The sequence below is a fragment of the Streptomyces sp. NPDC008092 genome (genome assembly GCF_042957285.1).
GTDB lineage: Bacteria > Actinomycetota > Actinomycetes > Streptomycetales > Streptomycetaceae > Streptomyces.
This window is the reverse complement of sequence record NZ_JBIBHY010000010.1, coordinates 334,774-347,708: the sequence shown is the minus strand read 5'-3', so window position 1 is coordinate 347,708 and position 12,935 is coordinate 334,774. Positions and strand designations below refer to the sequence as shown.

Annotated in this window: 8 protein-coding genes; 4 read left to right on the top strand and 4 right to left on the bottom strand. The window is 69.8% G+C overall.

Annotated elements, in window-relative coordinates; translation table 11 throughout:
- Position 1 precedes the first annotated feature (1 nt).
- The 4 genes from ACFZB3_RS31430 to ACFZB3_RS31415 form a co-directional block, all read right to left on the bottom strand.
- Positions 2 to 829 carry a TIGR03943 family putative permease subunit gene (locus ACFZB3_RS31430; protein ID WP_391381459.1) on the bottom strand — a complete coding sequence of 276 codons (828 nt, stop codon included), beginning with the start codon at positions 827 to 829 and terminating at the stop codon, positions 2 to 4.
- Positions 826 to 1,830: a permease gene (locus ACFZB3_RS31425; RefSeq protein WP_391381216.1), complete on the bottom strand. Its 1,005-nt coding sequence runs from the start codon at positions 1,828 to 1,830 to the stop codon at positions 826 to 828. The genes ACFZB3_RS31430 and ACFZB3_RS31425 overlap by 4 nt, the downstream gene beginning before the upstream one ends.
- Positions 1,831 to 1,955: 125 nt before the next feature.
- Entirely contained in the window at positions 1,956 to 3,563 is a 1,608-nt protein-coding gene (locus ACFZB3_RS31420) for an amidohydrolase family protein (protein ID WP_391381213.1), read from the bottom strand.
- A 166-nt stretch (positions 3,564 to 3,729) separates the two neighbouring features.
- Positions 3,730 to 5,073 carry a helix-turn-helix domain-containing protein gene (locus ACFZB3_RS31415; protein WP_391381211.1) on the bottom strand — a complete coding sequence of 448 codons (1,344 nt, stop codon included), beginning with the start codon at positions 5,071 to 5,073 and terminating at the stop codon, positions 3,730 to 3,732.
- A 622-nt stretch (positions 5,074 to 5,695) separates the two neighbouring features.
- On the opposite strand from ACFZB3_RS31415, the gene ACFZB3_RS31410 reads away from it, so the two are divergent.
- From ACFZB3_RS31410 to ACFZB3_RS31395, 4 genes are all read left to right on the top strand, one after another.
- Positions 5,696 to 6,460: an NPP1 family protein gene (locus ACFZB3_RS31410; RefSeq protein ID WP_217545846.1), complete on the top strand. Its 765-nt coding sequence runs from the start codon at positions 5,696 to 5,698 to the stop codon at positions 6,458 to 6,460.
- Positions 6,461 to 6,983: 523 nt separating this feature from the next.
- Positions 6,984 to 12,047, top strand: a complete 5,064-nt coding sequence (locus ACFZB3_RS31405; RefSeq protein WP_391381457.1) for a DUF6531 domain-containing protein — start codon at positions 6,984 to 6,986, stop codon at positions 12,045 to 12,047.
- 70 nt (positions 12,048 to 12,117) lie between these two features.
- Positions 12,118 to 12,456 carry a hypothetical protein gene (locus tag ACFZB3_RS31400; RefSeq protein ID WP_391381208.1) on the top strand — a complete coding sequence of 113 codons (339 nt, stop codon included), beginning with the start codon at positions 12,118 to 12,120 and terminating at the stop codon, positions 12,454 to 12,456.
- A gap of 9 nt (positions 12,457 to 12,465) precedes the next feature.
- Complete coding sequence (locus tag ACFZB3_RS31395) at positions 12,466 to 12,894, top strand: hypothetical protein (RefSeq protein ID WP_391381206.1); 429 nt, start codon at positions 12,466 to 12,468, stop codon at positions 12,892 to 12,894.
- The last annotated feature ends 41 nt before the right edge of the window (positions 12,895 to 12,935 follow it).

The following is a 12,935-nucleotide window of genomic DNA, read 5'->3' as shown; positions in this document are numbered from 1 at the left end:
GCTAGCTCCGGGTCTCGTACGGGTCCGCCGGCTGCCGCACCGTCTTCACCGACATCGCGTCCAGCGCGGGCGGCCACGCCGCGGCCGAGCCGAGCTTTCCCCTGGGGTGCCACACGCCGGTGACGGTGACCCAGGTGCCGGTGGGCGGCGCGTCCTCGCCCCGGATCCCGACCTTGCTGATGGTCGCGTCGGCGGCGCAGCACGTGACCATCAGCCGGGTCAGGTACCAGGTGCCGCCGGAGCCGTGCGTCACGAAGCCCGTCATCCGGACGGTACGGCCGGTCAGCGAGCGCCCGCTGTCGTAGATCGCCCGCGAGCTGAACCCGGCGAGGCTCAGCTCCACCGGGTTCCCGGCCGGCAGCGCCGGGAAGCTCCCGACCCCCTGCGCCGCCCGTTGCGCCGCCTCCCGCCCCGCGCTGTACGCGCCGAGGGCCGGGGGAGGGAACAGGAGCAGGGCGAGGGCGGGGAGGGTGAGCAGCCAGGCGATGCGCGGGCCGGCGGCGCCGTGATGGCCGTGGCCGTGGCCGTCGTCGGCGACGTCGGGCTCGCTCTCGTGCCCGCTCTCATGCCCGCTCTCGTGCCCGCTCTCGGGCTCGCTCTCATGCCCGCTCTCATGCCCGCTCTCGGGCTCGCCGGCCGGCGTACGGCCCCGCTGTGCTCGCAGTACCGCCGTCGTCACGCCCAGCAGGATCAGGGCGATGCCGGAGGCGATCAGGTACGGGCGCAGAGCCGCCTGCACGTACCTGAGGTACAGGTCGCCGAAGAGCGTGATCCGCAGGGCCGCCGCGCCGACCAGGCAGAGCAGGACGGGTCCGCCGTAGCGCCTCACAGCAGCCACCACCCCACCAGGGCGCTGGCCGACAGCGCCACCAGCCAGGTCGCCGAGGAGAAGCGGAGCGCGAAGCCCCGGCCGAAGGTGCCCGCCTGGAGGGCGATCAGCTTCAGGTCGACCATCGGGCCCACCACCATGAACGCCAGCCGGGCCGTCGCCGGGAACGCGCCGAGCGAGGCGGCGACGAAGGCGTCGGCCTCGCTGCACACGCACAGCACGACGGCGAGCACCGCGAGGAGGGGTACGGCCGTCCACGCGGAACCGGTGAAGACGTCGAGGACCGACCGGGGCACGGCGATGTTGAAGGTCGCCGCGGCCGCCGCGCCCAGCACCAGGAAGCCGCCCGCGTGCAGGAAGTCGTGCTGGAGGCCGGTGACGAAGGCGCGGGGGCCGGTGGCGTGCGGGCCGTGGGCGGCGGGGCGCGGGCGCAGCCGGTCGTCGCGGCCGAACCGCGCCCACAGCCAGCCCATCACCACCGCCGTGCCGAGGGAGGCGAGCAGCCGGGCCAGCACCATCTTCGGCTGGCCGGGGAACGCGATCGAGGTCGCCACCAGCACGACCGGGTTGATCGCGGGCGCGGAGAGGAGGAAGGCGAGGGCCGCGGCCGGGGCCACCCCGCGGCGCATCAGGCTGCCGGCCACGGGGACGGAGGCGCACTCGCAGCCGGGGAGGACGACGCCGGCGGCCCCCGCCACGGGAACGGCGAGGGCCTGGTTGCGGGGGAGGAGGCGGGTGAAGACCCGTTCCGGGACGAAGGCGCCGATCGCCGCGGAGACGACGGTGCCGAGGAGGAGGAACGGGACGCCCTGGACGGCGATCGCCGTGAACACGGTCCACCAGGCGGCGACGGGCGGGGTGTAGAGGTCGAGGGCGAGGGTCGGGCCGAGGACCGAGGCGACGGTGGCGATGGCGAGGAGGGCGGAGCCGCCGAGGACGACGTGGACGACGGCCCTTGTCAGGAGACGCAGGCCGTCGGTTGCCGTCCGTGGGGGGTGCACTCGGGCGACGCTAGTCAGAAGAACTGTCGGACAGCACAGAGAAAGCTGTGTTTCGGGTGCGGGCCGGTGGGGGCTGGTCGCGCAGTTCCTCCCCCAGCCTTCGGCCGGGGGTACCCCCAGCGCCCCTATCGGGGCGCCATGGTCCCGCCCACGAAGGTGTGAACGGGCTTCAGGTCCCGCAGTTCCTCGCCGGAGGCGGTCACCGGGTCCCGGTCCCACACCGTGAAGTCCGCCCAGCGGCCCGGGGTCAGGGTGCCGCGGACGCGGTCCTCGCCCGTGAGGTGGGCCGCCTGGGTGGTGTGCAGGGTCAGCGCCTCCTCGTACGAGATCGCGTGCTCGGGGCCCTTCACGCCGATGACCGTCTGCCGCGTCGTCAGGCCCCACACCGAGCGCATCGCGCCGAACTGGCCGACCGGGAAGTCGGAGCCCGCGCTGACCTGGGCGCCCAGGTCGATCCAGGCGCGGGCCGGGAAGAGGCGGGCGACCCGTTCCGGGCCCCAGAAGCCCTCCTCGACCTCGGCGGTGTCGTGCAGCAGCGGCTGCTGGACGGTGACGGGGATGCCCAGCGCGACGGCACGGGCGCGCTGTCCGGCGCCGGCCAGGCCGCCGTGCTCCATCACCAGCGTGCCGGCAGGCAGACCGGGATTGCGGTCGAGGACGCGCTCGTAGACATCCAGCAGGACACGGACCGCCCGGTCGCCGTAGGCGTGGGTGCCGACCCGCCAGCCGCGCCTGACCACCGCCTCGACCGCCTCGACGAGCGCGTCCGGCTCCCAGATCAGCATCCCGGAGAAGGAGTGGTCGCAGGCGTACGGCTCCTCGGTGGCGCCGGCCTCCAGGCCGCCGTCGAGGCCGAACTTCACGCCCCACACGGACAGCCGCGGGTCGGAGGTGTCCCGCCACTCCTCCATCACGTCGAGCAGGTCCGCCACCTGGGCCGCGCTCGTCATGCCGAGCGCGGAGATCAGCGCGCGCACCCTGGTGTGCAGGGCGCCCGCCGCGCGGGCGGCCCGCAGCACCCGGTAGTCCTCGGGGGTGACCGCGCAGTCCCGCACGGTGCCGATGCCGGTGGCGGCGTAGTCGCGGGAGGCGATACGGAGACCCTCGATGCGCTCGGCCCGGTCGGGGGCCGGGACCAGGCGCTCCACCAGGTGCAGGGCGTTGTCGATCAGGCGGCCGTCCAGCCTGCCCTCGGCGTCGCGGCCGATGGTGCCGCCGGGCGGTACGGGGGTGTGCTCGGTGATGCCCGCGAGGCGCAGCGCGTAGCTGTTGACGACGTCGTTGTGACCGCCGCGCTTGACCAGGACCGGGTGCCGGTCGGTGGCCGTGTCGAGTTCGGCCGCGGTGGGCATGCGGCGCTCGGCCAGGTTCAGTTCCTGCCAGTTGGTGGTGGTGCGGATCCACTCGCCCTCGGGGGTGACCGCGGCCCGCTGCCGGATCAGGTCGAGGAACTCGGGGATGGTGCGGGCCAGGTGGACCGGGACGTCCTGGGCGCCGAGCGCGGCGAAGACCAGGTGGGTGTGGGTGTCGTCGAAGGCCGGCAGCACGGTGGCGTCCGGCAGGTCGCGGACCTCGGTCTCCGCGGTCACCAGGTGGTCGAGGCCGTGCGGGTCGGCGGACACGGCGGCGATCCGGTCGCCGCGCACCGCCAGGGCCCGCTGCGGGGCCTGGCCGGGCACCAGGGTGTGCACCGCGCCGGCGCGGATCAGCAGGTCGGCTCCGTGGTCGGTCATCGTCTTCTCCCTCAGCTCGTGGCGTCGCGAAGGCTTCGCTGACGAGACTGTTGTAGAAGCCGATCGGCGGTTCGCCGCCATATCGAGCGCCCGGATGCAGGAAGCACGCCATTTCCGCCGCCTGTCGCGCGGATCATGCGACAGACGGCGGAACGGAAAGGCGGTCCTACAGCGGCGGCTGGGCCGGTGCCGGTCCCAGGGTCGTGGTGCCCGGGGCCGTGCGGTGGCCGAGGCCGGTGCGGTACGCGTCCAGGGCCGCCTCCACCCGGCCGGTGCGGCGCAGCAGGTCACCGAGCAGCCGGCACAGGTCCGCCAGGTCGCCCGCCGCGCCCGCCCGCTCCAGCAGGCTCAGCGCCCGTACGTAGTGCTCCTCCGCCGCCTCCGTGTCCCGGGCGTCCTCGGCGATGATGCCGAGCAGCCGGTGCGCGGCGGCGGAGTGGACCGCGCCGCGCTCGGAGGAGAAGTCGCCGAGCACGTCGTGCAGGAGTTCGGCGGCCTCCTCGGACTTGTCCCGGCGGTGCAGGACGTCGGCCAGTTCGACCGCCGCCTGGCTGCGGTACAGGGCGGCCCGGGTCTCCGACAGCATCGCCAGAGCCTCCCGCAACTCCTTCTCCGCACGCTCCAGTTCGCCGTTCTGGGCGTAGACGTAGCCGCGCATCCAGTGGCAGTTGGCGAGTTCGGTACGGAGCTGGAGCTGGCGGTACAGCTCGGCGGCCTTGGCCAGGGAGGCGTCGGCCTCGGCGACCCGGCCCTCCGCGAGGAGGGTGCGGGCGACGGAGCGGTGCATCCGGGCGATCAGCGCGGGGTCGCCGGCCTGCGGGGCGAGGGCGAGGGCGAGTTCGGCGGCCTGGGCGGCGCGGGCGTGCGCGCCCATGTCCATGTACGGGCCGATGGCGGAGGCGTACAGGAGCAGGAGCGCGTCCGGGTCGTGCAGGCCGCTGCGGTTGAGCTCGTCGAGCGTGGTCTCCAGGAGGTAGACGGCGTACCGGAGTTCACCGGCGAGGTAGTGGCTGACCGCCCGGCCGCGGATCGCCGGGACGCGCACCGGCAGCGGTTCGTCGGCCGTCCACAGCTCGGCCCGCTCGAAGAACTCCCTGGCCTGCCCCAGGTCACCGGTGTCCAGGGCGCATTCGCCCATCCCGAGCAGCGCGGTGGCCTGCTCGACCGCGAGCCCGTGCGCCTCGGCCTCCGCGAAGAGGTCCGCGTACTGGGCGGCGGCCGCCTCGGCCTCGCCGTTGGCCAGGGTGCGCTGCGCCTCGGTGAGCCGCAGCCTCAGATCGGTGGCGAGGTGGGCGGGGCGCCCGCTGGCCAGCTCCTCGAAGCCGACGCCGAGCCGGCCCGCGATGTGCCGCAGCGCCTCGTCGGAGGCCCGTACCCGCCCGGCCTCCAGCGTGGAGATGTACGCGGGCGTGTAGGCCGGTTCGGCCAACTGCCGCTGGGTCAGGCCCCGCTCGGTGCGCAGTTGCTGCACCCGCCGCCCGATGGTCTCCGGATCGTCCCGTTCCTGCATCCTGTCATTACCCCCAACTCCCCCTGGACCCCTTGCCGTTGCGCTCTGCCAACCCCTAGGTTAAACCGCGAATTAAACGTGCTTAACCCGCCCCTGTTGTTGCGAGGTCGCCGTGCTCGGACGCACATCCGCACGCATCACCGCACGCCCCCGGTCCCGAGTGCGCTCGATCGGGGGGACCCCCACCGCGCGGAGTGTCGCGGCGGCCGTGATCGCCGTGGCCGCACTCATCACCGCCGCGAACGCCGGCCCGGCCCGGGCGACGGACGACTCCCCCGCTTCCCCCAGCACGGCGACCGCCCCGCACGCCGCCGGCCGCTAGGGGCCCGCCCCCACCCCACGAACGCCCCCGGCGAGATCCTCCCCCGGTCTCGCCGGGGGCTTTCCTGTGCGGGCGCACGTTGATCAGTTCCGCGAATTGCCGCCCCCCGTTTGGCAGAAAGCCCTTCCATCGCACGCTCGGCTTGCCACTCTTGGTCCGCACCCGGATGTCATGTCCGGGACGAAAAGGACCGTACCAACGGACCACCCCGACGCACACCCGAACAGCGAACACCGAACACCGAACGCCGAACACCGAACGCCGAACACCGAACACCGGATCGTCGACTGGAGCCCCCCGATGTCCCGTACCAGGACCCGCCGCCTCGGCCGAGCCGCCGCCGTCGCGGGCAGCGCCGCCGCGCTCACCCTCGCCCTCCCCTTCAGCGCCTCGGCGGGCGTGCTCCAGAACCTCCCCGAGAACGCGACCACGTTCCAGAAGTTCTTCGAGCCGCTGTACGACTACGACACGGACAGCTGCTACCCGGCCGCCGCCATCGACCCCGACGGCAACCTCAACGGCGGCCTGAAGCCGACCGGTTCCGTCACCGGCAGCTGCCGCACCGGCCACCTCGACCACGCCAACACCTACTCGCGGGCCAAGTGCAACAACGGCTGGTGCGGGATCATCTACGCCAGCTACTTCGAGAAGGACGAGGCCTCCCCGGGCATCGGGCACCGCCACGACTGGGAGTGCATCGTCGTCTGGGTGAAGCAGGGCGCCGACTACCCGTCGTACCTCTCCGCCTCCCAGCACGGCGACTTCGAGACCGAGGCGGTCGCCGACGTGCCGATGAGCAGCCAGCGCGTCCAGGTCGTCTACCACAAGGACGGTCTGAGCACCCACGACTTCCGGTTCGCCAAGTGGGGCGAGACCCCGGAGAACGACGACGCCGCCTGGCACCAGGAGAACCTGCTCACCTGGGACAACATGGCGTCCAACCTCCGCGACATCCTGAACGCCTCCGACTGGGGCGACGCGAACTTCCCGCTCCAGGACGCCAAGTTCGACGACCACCTCAACAAGGCCAAGCCGAGCGCGATCACGTTCGACGCGTACGCCTGAGCCGACCGCCGGTCCGGCGGCGAGGCGTTCCCGCGGACGCCTCGCCGTGGCCGGACACCTCGCCGTGGCCGGACACCTCGCCGTGGCCGGACGCGTCCCCGGGCCGGCGACCCCCGCCTTTCATCACCCGTCAACCCCTGCTTCATCACGACCCCCAGTGATGTGTTCACGCCACATTCGGGGTCGCAGGCCCGCCCGGACTCCGGCCGACCTCCCACTTCACGACCGGAAGCGGCAGTCCGCTTGCTCGTTTCGGCCATCTGCGCAAGCCGCACGTTAGGCCACGTGTGCAACTGATCAAGGATCATCCCCGGCGCTCTGTTCACCGCCTCCACACAAGGGATGCACAGTGCACACACGAGCACGAAGATCGCTCATAACGGCCCTGGCGCTGGCCTTGACAGCCATCGCGGGCGTCGTACCGGCCTGGGCCCTCCCCGACCGCCCCGCCGCCTCCCCAGCCGCAGCCACCTCCGCCGCAGCCACCCGGACGGCCGCGGACCTGCCCAAGCCGCCCAAGGCCATGACGCTCTCCGAGCGGCGCGAGCAGGTGAAGCAGTCCAGGGACGGCCTGTCGCCGATGGGAAAGTTCCGGAATTCTCACGGCAAGGGTCCGGGTAAGCCGACCCGGAAGCCGCACAGCAGGCCGCAGAAGCTCCCGAAGCAGGGGCCCGCCGCCAAGCCCTCGGCCATGAGCGGAGCGACGACCCTGGCCGCCGCGACCACCGCCGACCCGGCCTGGGTGTCCTCCACCGCCGTCGCCTATCCGGATTCCCTGACGATCGGCGGATATCTGCAGTTCGCCGCCGGCACCACCGCCTCCTCGTACTCCGGGCTGTGGATGTACCTCCTGGACGAGAACGGCAACTACGTCTACCAGCACGAGGTCAAGAAGGCCACCGACAATCCGGTGGGCAACACCCCGGACAACGGCGCCTGGTGCTACGGCTGGTGGCCGGCCGACTCCCACCCGGCCGACCAGTGCTTCTGGTGGATGTCCAACAAACTCGGCGGTCTTCTCCAGGACGGCAAGAAGTACTACGCCTATTTCTTCATGACAGGCGCGGACGGTACCTACAGTCCGAGGGGGACCACCTCCCCGCTGGTGACGGCCTTCTACACGCCGGGCATCCCCGGCGCGCAGGCGGGCATCTGCTCCTGCTACGGGCAGGCGCACCGGGCCGACCCGGTCGACACGGCCACCGGCATGTTCTACGAGCGGCTCACCGACGCGAAGATGACCGGCGTCGGCACCCAGGTGTCCCTGGACCGCACCTACCGCTCCGACTCCGCCACGAGCGGACTGCTCGGCCCCGGCTGGGCGACACCGTTCGACTCGAAGCTGACGGTCTCCTCCGGCTCGGTGACCTACCAGGCCGACGACGGGGCGAGCTTCGTCTTCACACAGGCCAGTGACGGCACGTACACCACACCGGCCGCGTCGACGGCGAAGCTCGCCAAGAGCGGCAGCACCTACACACTCACCACCCCGGACCAGACCAGACGCACGTTCAGCGGTTCCGGTCAGCTGACATCCGTGGTCGACAAGGCGGGCCAGGGCCTGACCCTGACCTACACCTCCGGCAAGCTGTCCTCGGTCAAGGACGCGGCGGGCCGCACCACCGGCTTCACGTTCAACGCCGACGGCCTGCTCAGCAAGGTGGACCTCCCCGACACGACATCGGTCTCCTACGGCTACGACGGCGGCCTGCTGACCTCGGTCACGGATCCGGCGGGCCGGACCTCCCACTACGCCTACAACGCGGACAAGCGGCTGTCCTCGTACACCGACCCGGCCGGCGGCACGGTCTCCAACACGTACTACCCGGACGGGCGGATCAAGACCCAGACCGACCAGAACGACAAGACCACCGACTTCACCTGGGACGACACGGACGACAGCAGCCACGAGTCGTACACCACCGCACCCGACGGGGGCGTGTGGACCGACTTGTACTCCGGCAACGTGCTGATGGAGAGCATCGACCCCTACGGCAAGACCGTCTCGTACGACTACGACCAGAAGCTGCGCCCGGTCGACATCACCGACCAGCGCGGCAACACCACGTCGATGACGTACGACAGCGCCGGGCACATGCTCTCCCGAAGTGCACCCAGCTCACTCGGCTACTCCGAGAGCTGGACCTACGACAGCGCGGGCAACGTCAAGAGCCACACCGACGGCCGCACCTACACGACGTCGTACGGCTACAACGCGTCCAACCAGCTGACCACCAGCACCGACCCGATGGGCGGGAAGACGTCGTACACGTACACCGCGCTGGGCGCCCTGCATACCGTCACCACCCCGCGCGGGAACCAGACGACGTACGACTACGACAGCGCCGGCAACCGGACGTCGGTGACGACTCCGCTGGGTGAGAAGACCACCTTCACCTACGACGCCGCGGGCCGCATCCTGACCAGGACCAGCCCGCGCGGCAATGTGTCCGGTGCCGACCCGGCCGCGTACACCACCAACTACGCCTACGACGGGCGCGGTCTGCTGAAGTCTGTCACCGACCCGCTGAACCGAACTACCACATACGAATACAACGGCGCCGAGCAACTGAAGTCCGTCGAGGACCCGTCGGGCAATTTCACGCGCTACGAGTACGACGACGCCGGCAACCTCACCAAGACCACGGACGCACTCAACAAATCGATCATCCGGACCTTCGACACGTACGGCAATGTCACCTCGGAGACCGACCCGCTCCAGAACAAAACGGTCTGGAACTACGACAAGCTGGGCCGGCTGAGCAGCACTGTGTCCGCTCGCGGCAATCTTCCCGGCGCCAACCCGGTCACCTACACGACGAGTTACGAGTACGACGACGCCGGCAACCGCACCAAGGTCACGGACCCGACCGGCGCGTACGTGACCACCGATTACGACGCCGTGAACCGGCCCGTCAAGGTCACCGACGCGCTGAAGAAGCCGACCCTCTACGAGTACGACGCCAACGACAACGTCACGAAGGTCACCGACCCGTACACCAAGAGCGTCAGCTCGACCTACGACAAGAACAACCGGCTCCACACCACCACCGACCAGCTGACCAAGACGACCACCTACGACTACGACGCCGACGGCAACATGCTCAGCACCACCTCACCGCTGGGCTACGAGGAGAGCTGGACCTACGACGCCGACGGCCGGCTTTCTTCGGCCACCGACCCCCGGGGCAATGTCGCCGGAGCCACGCCGGACGACTACACCACCTGGTACGAGTACAACCCGGACGGCTATCAGAAGACCGTCACCGACTCGTACGGCGCGACCACCAACGCCTACTACGACGCGAACGGGAACGTCACCAGGGTCAACGATGCCGACGACCGGGTCACCACCTACGGCTACGACCTCCTCGACCGGCTGACCAAGGTGAGCGCCTTCGACGGCGGCAGCACGGTGTACGGGTACGACGAGGTCGGCGACCTGAAGACGCGCACCGACGCGAACAACCACGTCACCACCTACGACTACGACGACGACCACCGTCTGCACTCGGTCACCGATCCGCTGAACCGGGCAACCACCTACTCCTACGACGCCGACGGCAACCAGAACGGCACAACCACGCCACGCGGCACCACCACCCTCACGTACGACGCCCGGAACCTGCTCGCCAAGACCGACTACTCCGACTCCACCCCGGACGTCAGCTACGGCTACGACGCCGCCGGGCACATGCTCAGCCGCACCCTCGGCGACGGCAACGCCATCGGCTACACCTACGACGACGACGGCCGCGCCAAGACCATGACGGCCGACTCCAAGACCACCAGCTACGCCTACGACGCCGCAGGCAACCTGACCACCACCACCCTGCCCGACACCGAGACCGAGACCCGGCAGTACGACCACGACGGACGCCTGACCGCGGTCACTTCCGCCAAGTCCGGCACCACCGTCACCAGCACCTCCCTCGCGCTGTCCCCCGGCGGCCTACCGGTCCGCGAATACGTCAGCCGCGCGGGTATCGGCAGCGGCGGCTGGGACCTGACCTACGACGACGTCGGCCGCCTGGCGTCCGGCTGCGCCCCCCAGCCCACCGACGTGGGCTGCCCCGCCGCCCGGGCCACCACCTACACCTACGACAAGGTCGGCAACCGCCTCACCTCGACGCTCGGCACGACCAGTACCAGCTACGGCTACGACGACGCCGATGAGCTGAAGTCCACCACCACCGGCTCCACCACCACCGCCTTCTCCTATGACGGCGAGGGCAATCAGACCAAGGCCGGCGCCGACACCTACACCTACGACCTCGCCGGACAGGTCTCCGCCGCCACCATCGCCGGCAACAACTACACCTACACCCACGACGGTGCTGGCAACCAGCTGACCACCAGCAAGGCAGGCACCGTCCAGGGCCGCCTCGACTGGGACCTCAGCGCATCGGTCCCGCAACTGGCCACCGAGTACGACAGCGCCGGAGCGATCAAGCAGTCCTACCGCTACGACCCGCTCGGCCAGCCCGCCGCCACCGAGACCGCCTCGGGCGCCCTCTTCTACTACCACCACGACACCCAGGGCTCCCCGGTCGACGTCACCGGCAGCACCGGCACCCTCTACCAGCGCTGGACGTACGACCCCTACGGCACCCGCACCCTCAACACCGTCACCGCCGGCGCCCCCGCGAGCACGCCCGGCTACACCGGCGCCCGCTACGAACCCACCACCGGCAACCTCGACCTCCACGCCCGCCAGTACACCCCCACCACCGGCCGCTTCACCAGCACCGACCCCGCAACCCCCGACCGCAACAGCGCCTACACCTCGGCCTACGCCTACGCCAACGACGCACCCACCCTCTACACCGACCCCAGCGGCATGACTCCGCAGGGCTCCGGCGACGGGCACGTCCACAGCGTTGGTGAGGGCCTCAAAGTCTTCGGTGACGGCTTCCTGGAAGGCCTCAAGTCGCCTTTCGACTTCCTCGGCGACGCCTACGACGCCGTCACCGGAGCCAACGGCGGCGCCGGCGCCTTCCTCGACAAGTACCTCCCCGTCCGCCCCGCCTACCGCCTCTACCGCGCCGAGTACATGCTCCGCCAGCAGGGCTGCGACGAACTCGCCGACCTGTACGGCGCTGCAGCCGACGAACTCGCCCAGCAGCTGGGCGTGACTGTCATCGGCGGCCTGAGCGGATGGCGGCGGGGGGCGTACGAATCCGAGACGTCGATCCTTGAGTCGGGTGGCATAGCTCCCAGGAACGCCAAGGGAAAGTACGCCCGACGTAACGGTGAAGAAGGACGCGACGGCTCGAACGACGAACTGACGACGTGGGAGAACCTGGAGTTGGACGGTGCGACAGTCATCCGTAAGGAGGTCGCGGTAAAAGTCCCTGGTTTCAAAGTTCGCAAGTTCGACGGACTGGTCAAAATAAACGGTCAATGGTACGGAATCGAGACCAAGGGCGCAACCGCCAAGCGCAACCCGGACCAGAAGAAATTCGACGATTGGTTGAACACTCCCGGAAATACCGTCACCACCAAGGACGGTATAAAGCTCGTAGGGGTGTTCGACTCCTGGATCCCGCCCGGTAGTATGAAGTCGCGCGAGCATCTGGACAATTAGTCAACCGACTTGAAACAGTGTGGGTGCCGAGCACGTGCGGCACCCACACTGTGCCATACGAGGGGAAAGCATGAGCTACGACTTGGCGTTCTGGTACGAGGAAGAAGAAATCGACGCGGAAGTGGCGTACCAGAAATACGACGCCATGACGGACGGGGAGTCAGGAGTCGTGGCGGAGAACCCGAGGGTATCGGATTTCCGTCGCGACGTTCTGCGGGCTTACCCCGACCTATCGGAACAGAACGCGGAACACTCCCCCTGGTCCTCACCCGTCTACTCCAACGGGGAATGTGTTCTCGTTGCCATCGCCTGGTCTCGGAAAGACGAGATCGCAGCCCCGCTCGTCTCCTTGGCGCAGGATCATGGCCTTGTGACCTACGACCCGCAAAAACAGAAGGTGTACCGATAACCAGTGCGAGTGCCATACGGCCCTGACGACATCACCTCGATCGACGTGACGGATTACCTGCGCACGAATGAGAGCATGTTCTTTCGCTCGGGTACCTACGACCCTGTCGAGCTTGCCGGCATGATCGCCACCGAGGCTCTGATCCTGGGTGCGGAGAACATCCAGATCCGGTCCGACGGGGACTGGCTGACTGTGGCCGCGGATCGGGACTGGCTGGAGCCCTACGAGCACGACGCGTTTCAGGCGATCATGCCGTTCCCGGAAGCCGGCACCAACAGCATGCTGGCCGAGATTCTCGCGGTCGCCTTTTCGTCGGGCGTGACCACGGCCACCCACGGCGCACCCGAGGTGATCAAGGGAGAATTCACCTTCCCCGCCCGCCCGTTCGACCAGAACACGGCGAGGACGGTTTCCTTCATGCGTCGGCGAAGCGACTGACCCACGCTTGAGTGCCGCGCGGCCGCACGAACCACATCGGT

Bases quoted from the DNA above. Each gene is read 5' to 3' on its own strand.
- ACFZB3_RS31420 (WP_391381213.1), bottom strand. From the start codon at position 3,563: ATGACCGACCACGGAGCCGACCTGCTGATCCGCGCCGGCGCGGTGCAC.
- ACFZB3_RS31415 (WP_391381211.1), bottom strand. From the start codon at position 5,073: ATGCAGGAACGGGACGATCCGGAGACCATCGGGCGGCGGGTGCAGCAA.
- ACFZB3_RS31410 (WP_217545846.1), top strand. From the start codon at position 5,696: ATGTCCCGTACCAGGACCCGCCGCCTCGGCCGAGCCGCCGCCGTCGCG.
- ACFZB3_RS31405 (WP_391381457.1), top strand. From the start codon at position 6,984: ATGACGCTCTCCGAGCGGCGCGAGCAGGTGAAGCAGTCCAGGGACGGC.
- ACFZB3_RS31400 (WP_391381208.1), top strand. From the start codon at position 12,118: ATGAGCTACGACTTGGCGTTCTGGTACGAGGAAGAAGAAATCGACGCG.